This is a genomic window from Streptomyces luomodiensis (assembly GCF_031679605.1).
Classification (GTDB): domain Bacteria; phylum Actinomycetota; class Actinomycetes; order Streptomycetales; family Streptomycetaceae; genus Streptomyces; species Streptomyces luomodiensis.
Genome location: NZ_CP117522.1, coordinates 5,377,171 through 5,394,071, shown reverse-complemented (window position 1 = coordinate 5,394,071; position 16,901 = coordinate 5,377,171). Strand labels below are relative to the sequence as shown.

Below are 16,901 nucleotides of genomic sequence, written 5' to 3'. Positions count from 1 at the left end.
AGCCGCTCAGGCCGCCAGGTCCTTGTTCCCGCGGTCGCCGTCCGCCGAGCGGGACCCGGGAAGCTCCGGGAACGCCTCGTCCGCATCCCGGTCCGCCGCGGCGGGCTCGGTCCGCACCAGCCACCCGGCGCGCGAGTTCGCGAGGGTCGTGGTCAGCGGTGTCAGCAGCATCATCGCGAGCGGCGCCAGCAGCAGCGTGACCGCCGTGCCCAGCGCGAACCCACCGATCACGTCGGTGGGGTAGTGGACGCCCATATAGACGCGGCAGAACCCTTCCAGCAGCGCGAGGCCTATCGCGATCGACCCGTAGGCGCGGTGGGCCATGAAGACACCGGCGGCGACCGCCATGGTCAGCGTCGCGTGGTCGCTGACGAACGAGAAGTCGGTCTTCCCCGCGACCAGGACGTCGAGCCCCTGGTGGTCGTTGAAGGGCCGCGGCCGCTCGACGAAGCCGCGGATCGGGATGTTGGCCACCAGCGCCAGCCCGGCGGCCAGCGGGGCCCACACCAGCCCGGCGACGGCGGACGGCGCGTCCTGCGGCCGCTTCCGCACGTTCCACCAAGCGGCCAGGGTCACCAGGGCGAGCCCGATGATGATCCCGTACTCGCCGACGAACTCCATGACGCGGTCGAACCAGTGGGGGGCGTCCTTCGCCAGCCCGTTGATGTCGTAGAGAAGGCTGACATCGGGGTTCGACCCGTCCAGTGCGAGTCCAGCCATATGCCGTGGCCCCTTATCTCTTGCCTGTCACTACGTGCAGCTGCCAACCCCCGTCATGCCGTGCGATCGTGGTCACCGCGACCGGCGCCGGACAGTCCGCCGTCGGTCCACACCGATCCACGCTCGATCCACTTCCAGGGAACGCCCTCTTCTCGCCGGGGGTTCCGTTCTCAACCCAACGATCACCGGGACGTTATCGAAGGGTGACCGATCGTCGCAGCTCAGGGGGAATCTTCACGCGGAGTTCGCCCGCGGCAGCGCTTTTGCGCCATCTTGGGTCACCCGCGTAGCACCGATGTAGTCCGGCGTGTCGATCTTGTCAAAGCGGATCACCGCACCGGTGTAGGGAGCGTTGATCATGTAGCCGCCGCCCACATAGATCCCCACGTGGTGGATCGATCTCGGATCGTCGAGGTCGTAGGCGAAGAAGACCAGGTCCCCGGGGAGCAGCTCGTCCCGCTTGGGATGCGGTCCGGCGTTCCACTGGTCGTTGGCGACGCGCGGCAGGTCGATCCCGACCGTCTTGTACGCCGCCTTCGTCAGCCCCGAGCAGTCGAACCGCCCGCCCTGCTCCGGCGTGCCGTTCCCGCCCCACAGATAGGGCTTGCCGAGCTGCTTCTGCGCGAAGTAGATCGCCCCGGCCGACTGCTGGGAGGGCTGGACCTTCTGGACCGGCGCCTCGAAGCTCTTGGCGAGGGTGGTAATGGTCTTCACATAGTTCTGGGTCTCGCTGTAAGGCGGCACCCCGCCGTACTTGATCACGGCGTACGCACCCGCGTTGTACGAGGCCAGCATGTTGTGCGTCGGGTTGCCCGGCACGTCCTTGACGTACTTGGCGAGCGAACAGTCATAGGCGGCCGCCGACGGGATCGCGTCCTGCGGGTCCCAGATGTCCTTGACGCCGTCCTTGTTGCCGTCGACCCCGTGCGAGGCCCAGGTGGCGGGGATGAACTGCGCCAGCCCCTTGGCGTTGGCCGGGCTCTGCGCCTTCGCGTTCCAGCCGCTCTCCTGGTAGAGCTGCGCGGCGAGGAGCGCCGGGTTGATGGCGGAGCAGGAGTTCCCGTACTCCTGGATCAGCGATTCGTACGCGGCGGGGACGGAGCCCTTCGCCAGCCCGACGGCCTTACCGCCCGCACCGCCGACGAGGTCCGCCGCGACCATGTAGGTGCCGACGACGAGCAGCGCGACGAAGGAAAAGGAGACTCCGAGACCGACACTGACACCCAGCCAGACCTTACGCACCCGGCCATCCTCCCCCATTCACCTGCGCTGCGAACACGTTTCCGTACGCACGGCGAAAATCAGCCGCTCCCCAGCCGAAACCATACGACGGGTCCCCGCCGCGCGCCCCCCTGTGCGCCGCCGACCCGCCCCCCGCGCCTCGCCGCCCCCGTCCCCGCACCTCGCCGCTCCGCCTCGGCCGCTGCTCGCGGGCCGACGGGAAGCGTAGAGTCCAGCCGTCCGAGCACCACGACCCTGAGGACCGCAGATGACACGGCTCGACTGGCAAGACCTCGACTGGCAGCGGGCCGCCCCCGCCGACAGCGAGGAGGGCATCGCCTACCTCGAGGTGGCCGTGGGCCCCGACGACCAGATCCTGATGCGCGAGAGCAACGACCCGGAGACCGTCGTGGTCACGACCCGGGCCAAGTGGGAGGCGTTCATCAAAGGGGTCAAGGCGGGCGAGTTCGACGACTTCGCCGACCTCACCGAGGCCGACGGGCCCGCCGGCCCATGAGCGACGGACGGGCCTCCCGCGGCCCTCACCGATCGTTGCCCAACACGCACCCGCGTGATACACAGAGTGACCATACGACACTCCTTTGACACGCCTCACACCCCTGACAGACGGCCGTGTCCCACAACACGCACGAGATCCGCTAAGAAATGCCGCCAAATCGACATGCGGAAGCGGATTCATCAGCGAAGATAGAGGCTGACCCACGCCATACCGGGCGGGGGACACAACTACCCACAAGGGGCGGTGAGTTCATCATGTTCCTAGCGGCCGAAAAGGGCGACATCAACACCATCATCGGCGGAATCGCCCCAGACTGGGGTCCGTTCGGCAGTCTGGGCAGCGAAGCCCGCGTCATGATCGAGGTCGTGATGGCGGTCGCCCTGCTGCTGTGCTTCGGCATCGCCATCTGGGGTGCGGCCAAGCAGCGGATCGGCGCGACGGCGCTGCGCGACACCTTCAGCGCCGAGCAGGGCAAGGGGCTGATCGTCGCCGGCCTCACCGGTGTGTTCATCATCGGTTCACTGGGCACGCTTTTCACGATCGTCTACGGCATGGCCATCTAGCCACGCCCCCGCCCACCCCCGAGCCACTCCCCCGCGCGCGGCGCACCCCCCTGGCCGCAAGCCTCCGCCCCCGATTCCCCCTACCAGCCCCACACTCCGTACCCGAGGCTGCTTCCTGATGCCCGCTCCCGCTCCCCACGCTGAGGTCGTGTCAGCTTGATGTCCACTCACACCAGCGCGTCCGAGCGTCAGTCCGCACCGCTACCGTCGTATGCGGGTGGCGGAAGAGGGACGATGGATGACGCGGTCGGCAGGATCGGCAGAATCCGCGGGGCCGGCAGGGTCAGCGGGCTCGGCACGGGCGAAGGGGCGTACGCAGGATGAGTCTGGGCGACGACGGATACGGCGGTGACTACGAGGGCCACGAGACGCGCCGCGGCCGCGGCGCGTCCCCCCAAGGCCACCTGACGCGCACCCGCCTGCCCGAGGGCGACGGCGACCCCTACGGCCCGCCCCGCCGGGCCCCCGGCCGCACCGGCAAACCCAGCCGCAACCTGGTCACCGTCGTCGGCGTCGTCGTCCTCCTCCTCGCGGCCATCGCCTTCGTCAACCGCGGCGGCGACAACAACGGCGACTCCGACAACGGCGACACCGGCGGCACCGGCGGCACCAGCACCGAAGCCCGCCCCACCGCCCCCACGGGCGAACGCCCGGTCGAGGGCAAGAACAACACCACGGGCATCGCCTCGGGCTTCGCCAAGTCGGAACAGGGGGCGCAGAGCGCGGCGGCGAACTATGCGGTGGCGCTGGGGTCCGACGGCATGTTCAAAGCAGACCGTCGCAAAGCGATCGTCAATGCGATCTACGCCCCTGACGTAGCCGCTGCACAGCTCGACGAGCTCAACAACGCGTTCTCCAACAACAAGATCTTTTCAAATGCAGGCCTGGACGCCAATGGCGATGCTCCGGACGGCATGACCTTCGTCTCCCGCGTCAACCCCGTAGGCGCCAAGGTGGAGAAGTTCAAGGACGGCGAAGCACAGGTTGCCGTCTGGCACTCGCTGCTCTTCGGCGTGGCAGGAGAAGGGTCCAAGAACCCGGTCGCCGAGAGCTGGTACACGGATACCTTCAAGCTGAAATGGATCAAGGGCGACTGGAAGGTAACCCAGTACACCCAGAAGACCGGCCCGGCACCTGTCGGCCGCGACCAAGCCGCGTCCTCGGCGGAGGACATGGCCAATGCCGTACAAGGGTTCGGAGGGTTCACGTATGCCCGTTAATCGCCGTCGTGCCCTCTCGATCAGCGCCGCAGTCGCATGCGTCCAAGCCGCTGGCGTGCTGTTGGCAACGCGCGCTGCCGCTGCCCCATCGCCGACTCCGACTCCGTCCGACACCAGCGACGGCTGCGACGGCATCGACGACGGCCAGCTCAAGGATCTGTGCAAGGGCAGCGGAGGCGATTCTCCGAGCTCCGACCCCTCCAACCCCCTGGACCCCGCCGCCTCCCTGGCCCGCGGCTGCGCCGACGCCGCCTCCTGGCTCGTCGGCAAGCTCTCCAAGCTCGTCAAGGAGACGGCCAACGTCGACTTCACCAACGAGTCGTTCCTCCGCCAGTACGCCGTCGTCTTCGCCGCCTCCACCGTCCTCACCCTCATCCTCTGGCTCCTCGCCGTCGCCAAGCGCGCCATCCGCGGCGTCCCCCTCGGCGAGGCGCTCTCCGAAGCCATAGGTTTCCTCTGGCTGACGGTCCTGGCCTCCGCCTTCACGCCCCTCATCCTCTATACGGTCGTCACCGCGACCGACGCCGTCACCGACGCCATCTCCACCGGCAGCGGTGCGGACAACGACGCCTTCTTCGGCTCCTTCGCCCAGGCGCTCAAGCGGGACGAGGACATCGGCGGCGGCCCCATCATGCTCATCGTCGTCTCGCTCGTGACGATCCTCGCCGCCGGCGTCCTCTGCCTCGAACTCGTCATCCGGGCCGCCCTCCTCTACGTGGGCGCGCTGCTCGGCACCGCCGTCTACTCGGGCCTCGTCGACAAGAACATGTGGGGGCATGTGCGCCGCTGGGCGGGGATCATGATCGCCGTGATCCTCGTCAAACCGGTGATCGTGATAGTCCTGGCGCTCGCCGGCGCGCTGTCCACCTCCGGCGACGAGCCCGACGCCTTCTCGGCCGTCGTCTCCGGCCTGTCCATCATCATCCTCGCCATCTTCGCCAGCGCGATGATCTACCGCTTCGTGCCGGGCTTCGGCGACGAGATCGTCAAGGCCCGCAGCGCCAGCGCCGATCCCGCGTCCCGCCAGGCCGCCGCCGTCATCAGCTCTCCCGCCGCTCTGGTGAAGCAGGGCATCAACACCCACAGCGCCCGCGGCGGCGACGCCGGCGGAGGCGGCGCCGCCACCCCGGGGCAGGTCAAGCCCGCCAACCCCGTCTCCGGCGGGGTATCGGCCCACAGCACCCGCACCGGCGGCGGAGGTGGAACAGGCTCGGGCGGCGGGGGCGGCGCACCCGCGCCCGCCAGCCGCACCGGCCACCCCGGCGGTTCAGCCGGCGCCTCCACCAGCAACCGCAGCTCCGGCAACACCCCGGGAGGTGACCGACGGTGACGATCGACGCCCAGTCGCATCCCATCGCACCCCGTCGCACATATCTGATCGGACGTCCCCGCCCCAACGCGATCGTCGGCAAGAACCGCGAGACCGGCGAAATCGCGCTGATCATCGCGGGGGCGTTCATCGGGATGATGTGCGGGCTGCTGGTGCCGGTGCTGATGTTCCGTATCGTCGCCCTGGTCGGCTTCCCCACCCTCGCCCTCGCCGCCGTGTACGTTCCGTACAACGGGCGGACGTTCTACAGGTGGTTCGAGATCAACCGCTCCTACAAGCGCAGCGTCCGTAAGGGCACCACCACCTACCGCTCCGGCGCCGCCGAGGCCGGCACCCGCCTCGACGGCCGCGAGATCGAGGTCGGCCCGCCCCCCGGCATCGGCCGGATCAACTGGCTGGCCGCCCCCTTCGGCCCCGACGAGATCGCCGTGCTGCTGCACGCCGACCGCCGCACCGTCACCGCCGCCATCGAGATCGAGGGCCCCGGCGTCGGCCTGCGCGACAGCGAGGACCAGGAGGCCCTGGTCGACCGGTTCGGCACCCTGCTCAAGCACGTGGCCAACGGCGACGGTTTCGTGACCCGTCTGCAGATGCTGGCCCGCACCCTCCCCGCCGACCCCGACGCGCACGCCAAGGACGTCGAGCGGCGCGGCGACGACAACGCCCCCGCCTGGCTCAAGGACTCCTACGACCAGTTGCAGTCCATGGTCTCCACCTCCTCCGAGCAGCACCGCGCCTATCTCGTCGCCTGTATGCACTACACCCGCGAGCTCGCCGCCGAGGCCCAGGCCATCGCGCGCGCCGCCCGCCACAGCGGCGGCGGCCGCCGGCTCGACAAGGACGCGGGCCTCGCCGTGGTGATGGCCCGTGAGCTGACCGACATCTGCGCCCGGCTCGCCGAGGCCGACATCCGGGTGCGGCAGCCCCTGGGGCAGGGGCGGCTGTCGTCGCTCATCCACTCCATGTACGACCCGGACCACCCCATCGACCACATCCAGGCGATGACCAAGCGGAACGCCTGGCCCGCCGAGCTGGACGCGATGGAGCCCACCTACCTCCAGGCCAAGACCCGGGAGTCGAGCACCCGCGAGCCCTGGTGCCATGCCACGGCCTGGGTGAAGGAGTGGCCCATGACGCCGGTCGGGGTCAACTTCCTCGCCCCGCTGCTCGTCCACACCCCCGATGTCATCCGTACGGTCGCCGTCTGCATGGACCTCGAGCCCACCGAGGTCGCCATCGAGCGGATGCTCACCGAGAAGACCAACGACGAGGCCGAGGCCAGCCGCGCCGCGAAGATGAACCGCACCGTCGACCCGCGCGACATCGCCGCCCACGGCCGGCTCGACCAGCGCGGCGAGGACCTCGCCAGCGGCGCCGCGGGCGTCAACCTCGTCGGCTACATCACCGTCTCCTCCCGGTCGCCGGAGGCCCTCGCGCGCGACAAGCGGACCATCCGGGCCTCAGCGGGGAAGAGCTACCTCAAGCTGGAGTGGTGCGACCGCGAACACCACCGGGCCTTTGTGAACACGTTGCCGTTCGCGACCGGCATCCGCCGATAGAGACGACTGGGACGACAGGGACGATAGGGGCTCCGCCGTGGCCGATCCGATGAGCGCCATCACCGATGCGTTCACCAGCTTTCTGTTCGGAAAGGTGGAGACGACACGGCTGCCCGTGCGCACCTCCACCGGCCAGGCCCAGGCCGTCTATCTGCCCACCGCGGCCCCCGGCCTCGGCGACTCCGGCGTGGTCATCGGCCGCGAGGTCTACTCCGGCAAGGGCTACATCTACGACCCCTTCCAGCTCTACGGCCAGCAGCTGCCGGCTCCCCACTGGCTGGTGCTGGGCGAGTCCGGAAACGGCAAGTCGGCCCTGGAGAAGACCTATGTCCTGCGCCAGCTGCGGTTCCGCGACCGCCAGGTGGTGGTGCTGGACGCCCAGGGTGAGGACGGGGTCGGCGAATGGAATCTCATCGCCCAGGAGCTGGGGATCACGCCCATCCGGCTCGACCCGATGGCGGCCCTGGACGGCGGTATCCGGCTGAACCCCCTGGACCCGGCGATCACCACGACCGGTCAGCTCGCCCTGCTCCGTACGATCATCGAGGTCGCGATGGGGCACGGGCTCGACGAGCGCTCCGGGTTCGCCCTGAAGGTCGCGCACGCCTACGTCAACGAGACCATCGTCGACCGCCAGCCGGTGCTGACCGACATCGTGGAGCAGCTGCGCCACCCCGAGGCCGAATCGGCGGAGGCGATGAACGTCGACATAGACGACGTACGGGCCTGGGGCCTCGATGTCGCCCTGGTGCTGGACCGGCTGGTCGACGGTGATCTGCGCGGTATGTTCGACGGCCCCACCACGGCCGGGATCGATCTGGACTCACCGCTGATCGTCTTCGACCTCTCCCATATCGATCGCAACTCGATCGCGATGCCGATCCTGATGGCCATCGTGGGGGTCTGGCTCGAGCACACCTGGATCCGTCCCGACCGTAAGAAGCGCATCTTCCTGGTCGAAGAGGCCTGGCACATCATCAACTCGCCCTTCGTCGCCCAGCTCTTCCAGCGGCTGCTGAAGTTCGGGCGCCGGCTCGGCCTGTCCTTCGTCGCCGTCGTCCACCATCTCTCCGACGTGGTGGACGGCGCGGCGGCGCGGGAAGCCGCGGCCATCCTCAAGATGGCCTCCACACGGACGATCTACGCCCAGAAGGCGGACGAGGCACGGGCCACCGGTCGCGTTCTGGGCCTGCCCCGCTGGGCCGTCGAGATCATCCCCACGCTGTCCCCCGGTATCGCCGTATGGGACGTCAACGGCAACGTACAGGTCGTCAAACACCTGATCACCGAGGCCGAGCGGCCTCTCGTCTACACCGACCGGGCGATGACGGAGGACGCGCTGGCCCTGCAGATGGCGGCCGAGGCGGAGGCCGAGGAGCGGGCCGCCGCCGCGGTCGAGGCGGCGGAGGCGGATACCTACGGCGGGCCGTCGTACGGATCCACGGTGGCCTGAGATGGCGGCGGGACAGCGTCACGACGGGCCCGCGGAGCGCGGAAGGCCTCCGTCCGCGGGGGGCGGCATTCCGGACGGCCTGCTGATCGGCTCCTTCGTCCTTCTGCTGGGCCTGCTCGGCCTGATGTGGTCGGCGACCGGTCTGGCGGGACTCCTCGCCCACGGCGCCTGGCCGGACAACCTGGCCTTCATGCGGACGCCGCAGGCGCTGCGTCAGTTGGTGACAGAGCCCCAGGACCTGGCCGGGGCATGGCCCAGCATCCCGAAGGACCAGCTGTCGGGGTACGGGCTGTTCTGGGGCATCGTGATCGGCGAGCTGATGGTGCTGATCGTGCTGACGATCTTCGTGGTCGGCACGCTGGCCCGCTACCGGACCGTCCGCGCCCGGCGCCGCGCCGCCCGCGCGCAGGCCGCGGAGGCCAAGCGGCTCGGCCTTACGGGCGCGGGGGCCGCCAAGGGCGGCACCGAGACCGCGACCCACAGCGGTACGAGGGCTGAGCCGGCCGCGGGTGTCGAGGCACAGCCCTCGCCCGCCCGTGGCCCGGGAAGCGGCTCAGCGGCCCCAGAGGTCGCTTCCGGCACCGCCGGCCCCTCCGCCGAGTCCACCGACGGCGCCCCGGTCTCCTGGTCCCGGAGCGCCGCGCCGGGCCCGACCCAGGCGGTGTCCGGCAACGGAGCCGTCGCGCCCGTCACGGGTCACCCCGAGACCGAGGCCGTCGCCGCTCGAGCGGCCACCGGGACGGGTCCCGAGCCGCACCCCCGCATCGCCGAGCAGAGAGCGAGCGTGCAGGACGCCCCCGCTGAGGGCGTCCCCACGCCCCCCGTCCAGGACGGCGCGTACGCACCGCTCCACCCGACGGCGGCACAGCAGCTTCCCACCGCCCGCACCGGCCCGCTGACCGTGGCCGGCCTCCCCGACGGCGAGTCGGTCCGGTCCCGTGTCCTCTTCGGCGCCCAGCGCGGCGAGTCCGCGGTCCACACCGTCCTGGAGGCCGTCGGCCCCGTCCTCGTCGTCACCAGCGATCCCAAGCTCTGGGCCGCGACGAAGGACGTCCGCGCCAAGTTCGGCCCCACCCATGTCTTCGACCCGTCCCATCTGCTCGACACCCCGGTCCGGCTGCGCTGGAACCCGGCGGCGGACTGCGGCTCCCGCGAGATCGCGGCCGCCCGCGCCACCGCCCTCCTCGCCCCCGTCCGCCCGGCACACGCGATGGACCGGCCCATGGCGGAGGCCGCGGAGACGATGCTCCGCTGCTGGCTGCACGCCGCCGCCGTGGACGGCCGGCCGTTCCGCCATGTGCACCGCTGGGCCCAGGGCAACTCGGCCCACGAACCCGTGCGGATCCTCCGTACGCATCCCAAGGCGGCGGGCGGGGCGGCCGGTGAGCTGGAGGCCACGCTCACCGCACACCGCGAACGCCGTGACATGGCCCAGGAGCTGACCGCCCGTGCTCTCGGCGCGCTCTCATCGATCCACATCCGGGACGCCTGCAATCCGGGACGCGCCGACACGCTCGCACTGGAGTCATTCGTCGCCGAAGGGGGAACCCTCTATCTGATGGGTGAATCCATCGAGGATCCCCGAACCCAGCCGGGTGCGATGCCCTTCTTGACCGCACTCGCCTCGCACGTGGTCGAGCACGGCCGGCGCATGGCCGAACGGTCATCCTCCGGTCGGCTCGACCCACCACTCACCCTCGTCCTGGACGATGTCGCCGCCGTGGCCCCGCTTCCGGCACTCCCCGACCTCCTGGCCCAGGGCGCGGCCCAGGGCCTGCCCACACTGGCCCTGATGCGCTCCCAGGAGCAGGCACGCGCCCGCTGGCCCCACCGCAGCCTGGTGAGCCACGAACTGGGGTAGCCACACCAGGACGCTCGCGGCTCTCCAACCCGATAAAGGGTCTCCGACCCGACAAAGGGGCTGAACGCAAAAATGCCTCGGTCCCGAGCACAATATGCTCGGGACCGAGGCTAAAAATTTGTTCGGCGGCGTCCTACTCTCCCACAGGGTCCCCCCTGCAGTACCATCGGCGCTGAAAGGCTTAGCTTCCGGGTTCGGAATGTAACCGGGCGTTTCCCTAACGCTATGACCACCGAAACACTATGAAGATAACAACCGGAAACAACACGGTTCATTACTTCAGAACCAACACAGTGGACGCGAGCAACTGAGGACAAGCCCTCGGCCTATTAGTACCAGTCAACTCCACCGGTCACCCGGCTTCCATATCTGGCCTATCAACCCAGTCGTCTACTGGGAGCCTTAACCCCTCAAGGAGGTGGGAGCCCTCATCTCGAAGCAGGCTTCCCGCTTAGATGCTTTCAGCGGTTATCCCTCCCGAACGTAGCCAACCAGCCATGCCCTTGGCAGAACAACTGGCACACCAGAGGTTCGTCCGTCCCGGTCCTCTCGTACTAGGGACAGCCCTTCTCAAGACTCCTACGCGCACAGCGGATAGGGACCGAACTGTCTCACGACGTTCTAAACCCAGCTCGCGTACCGCTTTAATGGGCGAACAGCCCAACCCTTGGGACCGACTCCAGCCCCAGGATGCGACGAGCCGACATCGAGGTGCCAAACCATCCCGTCGATATGGACTCTTGGGGAAGATCAGCCTGTTATCCCCGGGGTACCTTTTATCCGTTGAGCGACGGCGCTTCCACAAGCCACCGCCGGATCACTAGTCCCGACTTTCGTCCCTGCTCGACCCGTCGGTCTCACAGTCAAGCTCCCTTGTGCACTTACACTCAACACCTGATTGCCAACCAGGCTGAGGGAACCTTTGGGCGCCTCCGTTACCCTTTAGGAGGCAACCGCCCCAGTTAAACTACCCACCAGACACTGTCCCTGATCCGGATCACGGACCCAGGTTAGACATCCAGCACGACCAGAGTGGTATTTCAACAACGACTCCACCACAACTGGCGTTGCGGCTTCACAGTCTCCCACCTATCCTACACAAGCCGAACCGAACACCAATATCAAGCTGTAGTAAAGGTCCCGGGGTCTTTCCGTCCTGCTGCGCGAAACGAGCATCTTTACTCGTAGTGCAATTTCACCGGGCCTATGGTTGAGACAGTCGAGAAGTCGTTACGCCATTCGTGCAGGTCGGAACTTACCCGACAAGGAATTTCGCTACCTTAGGATGGTTATAGTTACCACCGCCGTTTACTGGCGCTTAAGTTCTCAGCTTCGCCACACCGAAATGTGACTAACCGGTCCCCTTAACGTTCCAGCACCGGGCAGGCGTCAGTCCGTATACATCGCCTTACGGCTTCGCACGGACCTGTGTTTTTAGTAAACAGTCGCTTCTCGCTGGTCTCTGCGGCCACCACCAGCTCCGAGTGCAAAACTCATCACCAGCAATGGCCCCCCTTCTCCCGAAGTTACGGGGGCATTTTGCCGAGTTCCTTAACCATAGTTCACCCGAACGCCTCGGTATTCTCTACCTGACCACCTGAGTCGGTTTAGGGTACGGGCCGCCATGAAACTCGCTAGAGGCTTTTCTCGACAGCATAGGATCATCCACTTCACCACAATCGGCTCGGCATCAGGTCTCAGACATAAGCAAGACGGATTTACCTACCTTGCGTCCTACACCCTTACCCCGGGACAACCACCGCCCGGGATGGACTACCTTCCTGCGTCACCCCATCACTCACCTACTACAGGTCTGGACCGTCGGCTCCACCACTCCCCTTCACCCGAAGGATCCAGGGCGGCTTCACGGACTTAGCATCGCCTGGTTCAGCGTTGGCGCTTCAAAGCGGGTACCGGAATATCAACCGGTTGTCCATCGACTACGCCTGTCGGCCTCGCCTTAGGTCCCGACTTACCCTGGGCAGATCAGCTTGACCCAGGAACCCTTAGTCAATCGGCGCACACGTTTCCCACGTGTGAATCGCTACTCATGCCTGCATTCTCACTCGTGAACCATCCACAACTCGCTTACACGGCTGCTTCACCCGGCACACGACGCTCCCCTACCCATCACAGCCCCCGTTAGGGGTACATACTGCAATGACACGACTTCGGCGGTACGCTTGAGCCCCGCTACATTGTCGGCGCGGAATCACTTGACCAGTGAGCTATTACGCACTCTTTCAAGGATGGCTGCTTCTAAGCCAACCTCCTGGTTGTCTCTGCGACTCCACATCCTTTCCCACTTAGCGTACGCTTAGGGGCCTTAGTCGATGCTCTGGGCTGTTTCCCTCTCGACCATGGAGCTTATCCCCCACAGTCTCACTGCCGCGCTCTCACTTACCGGCATTCGGAGTTTGGCTAAGGTCAGTAACCCGGTAGGGCCCATCGCCTATCCAGTGCTCTACCTCCGGCAAGAAACACACGACGCTGCACCTAAATGCATTTCGGGGAGAACCAGCTATCACGGAGTTTGATTGGCCTTTCACCCCTAACCACAGGTCATCCCCCAGGTTTTCAACCCTGGTGGGTTCGGTCCTCCACGAAGTCTTACCTCCGCTTCAACCTGCCCATGGCTAGATCACTCCGCTTCGGGTCTTGAGCGTGCTACTCAAACGCCCTCTTCGGACTCGCTTTCGCTACGGCTCCCCCACACGGGTTAACCTCGCAACACACCGCAAACTCGCAGGCTCATTCTTCAAAAGGCACGCAGTCACGACCGTGCTCCGAAGAACACGGCGACGCTCCCACGGCTTGTAGGCACACGGTTTCAGGTACTATTTCACTCCGCTCCCGCGGTACTTTTCACCATTCCCTCACGGTACTATCCGCTATCGGTCACCAGGGAATATTTAGGCTTAGCGGGTGGTCCCGCCAGATTCACACGGGATTTCTCGGGCCCCGTGCTACTTGGGAAACAAGCAAGCAAGCCACCACGATTTCAGCTACGGGGGTCTTACCCTCTACGCCGGGCCTTTCGCATGCCCTTCGCCTATCGCAATGGTTTCTGACTCACCCAGCCGCCGGCAGACGACTGAAGCTCACTCCCACAACCCCGCATGCGCAACCCCTGCCGGGTATCACACACATACGGTTTAGCCTCATCCAGTTTCGCTCGCCACTACTCCCGGAATCACGGTTGTTTTCTCTTCCTGCGGGTACTGAGATGTTTCACTTCCCCGCGTTCCCTCCACATACCCTATGTGTTCAGGTATGGGTGACAGCCCATGACGACTGCCGGGTTTCCCCATTCGGACACCCCCGGATCACAGCTCGGTTGACAGCTCCCCGGGGCCTATCGCGGCCTCCCACGTCCTTCATCGGTTCCTGGTGCCAAGGCATCCACCGTGCGCCCTTAAAAACTTGGCCACAGATGCTCGCGTCCACTGTGCAGTTCTCAAACAACGACCCGTACCCCGTCACCCACACTCACGTGCAGTACACCGAGACCGGCCGAAGGAACAAGCGAAACCCTCTCGCCCGTACCCTCAGACACCCAACAGCGTGCCCGACACCATCCATCCACTCACCCTGCGTTCCACGCCCCCGAAGAAGCAGTACTGACAGAGAGAGCATCCAAGACGATGCCGAATAGTCAACGTTCCACCCATGAGCAACCGTGCGAGACACTCGCTCGCAGTCGGCTATGCGCTCCTTAGAAAGGAGGTGATCCAGCCGCACCTTCCGGTACGGCTACCTTGTTACGACTTCGTCCCAATCGCCAGTCCCACCTTCGACGGCTCCCCCCACAAGGGTTGGGCCACCGGCTTCGGGTGTTACCGACTTTCGTGACGTGACGGGCGGTGTGTACAAGGCCCGGGAACGTATTCACCGCAGCAATGCTGATCTGCGATTACTAGCGACTCCGACTTCATGGGGTCGAGTTGCAGACCCCAATCCGAACTGAGACCGGCTTTTTGAGATTCGCTCCACCTCACGGCTTCGCAGCTCATTGTACCGGCCATTGTAGCACGTGTGCAGCCCAAGACATAAGGGGCATGATGACTTGACGTCGTCCCCACCTTCCTCCGAGTTGACCCCGGCAGTCTCCTGTGAGTCCCCATCACCCCGAAAGGCATGCTGGCAACACAGAACAAGGGTTGCGCTCGTTGCGGGACTTAACCCAACATCTCACGACACGAGCTGACGACAGCCATGCACCACCTGTACACCGACCACAAGGGGGCACCCATCTCTGAGTGTTTCCGATGTATGTCAAGCCTTGGTAAGGTTCTTCGCGTTGCGTCGAATTAAGCCACATGCTCCGCCGCTTGTGCGGGCCCCCGTCAATTCCTTTGAGTTTTAGCCTTGCGGCCGTACTCCCCAGGCGGGGAACTTAATGCGTTAGCTGCGGCACGGACAACGTGGAATGTCGCCCACACCTAGTTCCCAACGTTTACGGCGTGGACTACCAGGGTATCTAATCCTGTTCGCTCCCCACGCTTTCGCTCCTCAGCGTCAGTATCGGCCCAGAGATCCGCCTTCGCCACCGGTGTTCCTCCTGATATCTGCGCATTTCACCGCTACACCAGGAATTCCGATCTCCCCTACCGAACTCTAGCCTGCCCGTATCGAATGCAGACCCGGAGTTAAGCCCCGGGCTTTCACATCCGACGCGACAAGCCGCCTACGAGCTCTTTACGCCCAATAATTCCGGACAACGCTTGCGCCCTACGTATTACCGCGGCTGCTGGCACGTAGTTAGCCGGCGCTTCTTCTGCAGGTACCGTCACTTGCGCTTCTTCCCTGCTGAAAGAGGTTTACAACCCGAAGGCCGTCATCCCTCACGCGGCGTCGCTGCATCAGGCTTGCGCCCATTGTGCAATATTCCCCACTGCTGCCTCCCGTAGGAGTCTGGGCCGTGTCTCAGTCCCAGTGTGGCCGGTCGCCCTCTCAGGCCGGCTACCCGTCGTCGCCTTGGTAGGCCATCACCCCACCAACAAGCTGATAGGCCGCGGGCTCATCCTGCACCGCCGGAGCTTTCCACCACCAGACCATGCGGTCGGCGGTCATATCCGGTATTAGACCCCGTTTCCAGGGCTTGTCCCAGAGTGCAGGGCAGATTGCCCACGTGTTACTCACCCGTTCGCCACTAATCCCCGGCCGAAACCGGTTCATCGTTCGACTTGCATGTGTTAAGCACGCCGCCAGCGTTCGTCCTGAGCCAGGATCAAACTCTCCGTGAATGCTTCCGGGATATCCCGGCAAACACTGCACGAGAGCGGAACAGAACCGGAGGAATAATCCAGTCCCGTTCACAGCGTCCTCGCTGTGTTTTTCAAAGGAACCTCGTCCGAGATGGACGGGGTTATCAACATATCTGGCGTTGACTTTTGGCACACTGTTGAGTTCTCAAGGAACGGACGCTTCCTTCGAAACCCTTTCACCGGTTTCTCCGGGCGCTTCCCTTCGGTGTTTCCAACCTTACCAGATCCGATTTCCGGTCCGTTTCCGATCCGAATTCCGTTTCCGGCCCCCTGTTGGAGCGGGGTGTTTCGCGCCTTCCGGCGTGTCCACTACTTTAGCGGATTCCCCCGGATGCTCATAATCGAGCTTCCCGATCCGAATTTCGGCATGCCGAAATCCATCCCGATGAGGGGCCGTGCAGAAGTGGTTTGCCGCCGGTGCGGCTCGAGTGCTGCCGGATAACCGTTACGGCTCCGTGGCAGCTCGGAGTACGTTACGGATCGCCCGGACCCGTGTCAACCTCGCTACGCCACATGGCTCAGCCGAGGTTGCTGAGCCGCCCCTCGGCGTCGGGCTGGGCCTCCTCCACCCTGCGCAGCACGCGGGTGAGCATCTCGCCGAGGGCTCCGCGCTCCTCGCTGGAGAGGTCCTGGAGAAGGTCCGCCTCGAAGATCGCGGCCTGGCGCATCGCCTCCAGCCACTTCTCCCGGCCGTCGTGGGTCAGCTCGACGATGACGCGGACCCGGTTGTCCGCGTCACGCTCACGGGTGACCAGACCCTCGTTGACCATGCGGTCGATGCGGTGGGTCATGGCGGCGGGGGTGAGGCCCAGCCGCTTGGCCAGGTCTCCGGGGCCCAGTTGGTAGGGAGCCCCGGACAGGACGAGCGCCTTGAGGACTTCCCATTCGGAGTTGCTGATACCCAGCGTGGCCGACTGGCGGCTGTACGCGACGTTCATTCGCCGAGTGAGCCGGCTGAGTGCGCTCACGACCTGCTCCACCTGGGGGTCGAGGTCCTGGAACTCGCGCTGATACGCCGCGATCTGCTCCTCGATGCTCAGCAGGTCGTCAGGGTCGGGGGTCTCCGCCATGTGAACAGCATGACACGAAAGTCATTGGCGCTGAAGTCCTTCTCTCTGTACTCTTAAGCATCGAAGTTTACCTTCGAAGTCTTCAGACATGCATCCTCCGGGCCGACCCGCAGGTCA

10 protein-coding genes and 3 rRNA genes are annotated in these 16,901 nt (G+C 65.7%); 7 read left to right on the top strand and 6 right to left on the bottom strand.

Annotated elements, in window-relative coordinates; translation table 11 throughout:
- Positions 1-6 precede the first annotated feature (6 nt).
- A complete protein-coding gene (locus tag PS467_RS22695; protein WP_311036798.1) occupies positions 7-720 on the bottom strand; it encodes a phosphatase PAP2 family protein in 714 nt (237 codons plus the stop codon).
- A 234-nt stretch (positions 721-954) separates the two neighbouring features.
- Complete coding sequence (locus PS467_RS22690; protein ID WP_311036797.1) at positions 955-1,962, bottom strand: C40 family peptidase; 1,008 nt, start codon at positions 1,960-1,962, stop codon at positions 955-957.
- A gap of 247 nt (positions 1,963-2,209) precedes the next feature.
- Between PS467_RS22690 and PS467_RS22685 the strand changes: the two genes are divergently transcribed.
- From PS467_RS22685 to PS467_RS22655, 7 genes are all read left to right on the top strand, one after another.
- On the top strand, positions 2,210-2,458 hold the full coding sequence (locus tag PS467_RS22685; RefSeq protein WP_268973480.1) for a DUF397 domain-containing protein: 249 nt from the start codon (positions 2,210-2,212) through the stop codon (positions 2,456-2,458).
- 257 nt (positions 2,459-2,715) lie between these two features.
- Positions 2,716-3,024: a DUF8827 family protein gene (locus PS467_RS22680; RefSeq protein ID WP_009716148.1), complete on the top strand. Its 309-nt coding sequence runs from the start codon at positions 2,716-2,718 to the stop codon at positions 3,022-3,024.
- 320 nt (positions 3,025-3,344) lie between these two features.
- The gene (locus PS467_RS22675) at positions 3,345-4,244 is read left to right on the top strand and encodes a hypothetical protein (RefSeq protein ID WP_311036796.1); all 900 of its coding nucleotides are present in this window, start codon (positions 3,345-3,347) and stop codon (positions 4,242-4,244) included.
- Positions 4,234-5,574, top strand: a complete 1,341-nt coding sequence (locus PS467_RS22670; protein WP_311036795.1) for a hypothetical protein — start codon at positions 4,234-4,236, stop codon at positions 5,572-5,574. The genes PS467_RS22675 and PS467_RS22670 overlap by 11 nt, the downstream gene beginning before the upstream one ends.
- 2 nt (positions 5,575-5,576) lie before the next feature.
- On the top strand, positions 5,577-7,133 hold the full coding sequence (locus tag PS467_RS22665; RefSeq protein ID WP_268977066.1) for an SCO6880 family protein: 1,557 nt from the start codon (positions 5,577-5,579) through the stop codon (positions 7,131-7,133).
- Positions 7,134-7,182: 49 nt separating this feature from the next.
- The gene (locus PS467_RS22660) at positions 7,183-8,586 is read left to right on the top strand and encodes an ATP-binding protein (RefSeq protein WP_432280753.1); all 1,404 of its coding nucleotides are present in this window, start codon (positions 7,183-7,185) and stop codon (positions 8,584-8,586) included.
- A 1-nt stretch (position 8,587) separates the two neighbouring features.
- Positions 8,588-10,447 carry a hypothetical protein gene (locus tag PS467_RS22655; protein ID WP_311036794.1) on the top strand — a complete coding sequence of 620 codons (1,860 nt, stop codon included), beginning with the start codon at positions 8,588-8,590 and terminating at the stop codon, positions 10,445-10,447.
- A 120-nt stretch (positions 10,448-10,567) separates the two neighbouring features.
- Here PS467_RS22655 and rrf read toward each other — a convergent pair.
- From rrf to PS467_RS22635, 4 genes are all read right to left on the bottom strand, one after another.
- Positions 10,568-10,684 (bottom strand): 5S ribosomal RNA (rrf, locus tag PS467_RS22650).
- Between the two features lie 72 nt (positions 10,685-10,756).
- A 23S ribosomal RNA gene (locus tag PS467_RS22645) occupies positions 10,757-13,876 on the bottom strand.
- 290 nt (positions 13,877-14,166) lie between these two features.
- Positions 14,167-15,693, bottom strand: a 16S ribosomal RNA gene (locus PS467_RS22640).
- The 16S, 23S and 5S rRNA genes sit together here, the layout of an rRNA operon.
- 539 nt (positions 15,694-16,232) lie before the next feature.
- Positions 16,233-16,784: a MarR family winged helix-turn-helix transcriptional regulator gene (locus PS467_RS22635; protein ID WP_268973474.1), complete on the bottom strand. Its 552-nt coding sequence runs from the start codon at positions 16,782-16,784 to the stop codon at positions 16,233-16,235.
- Positions 16,785-16,901 lie beyond the last annotated feature (117 nt).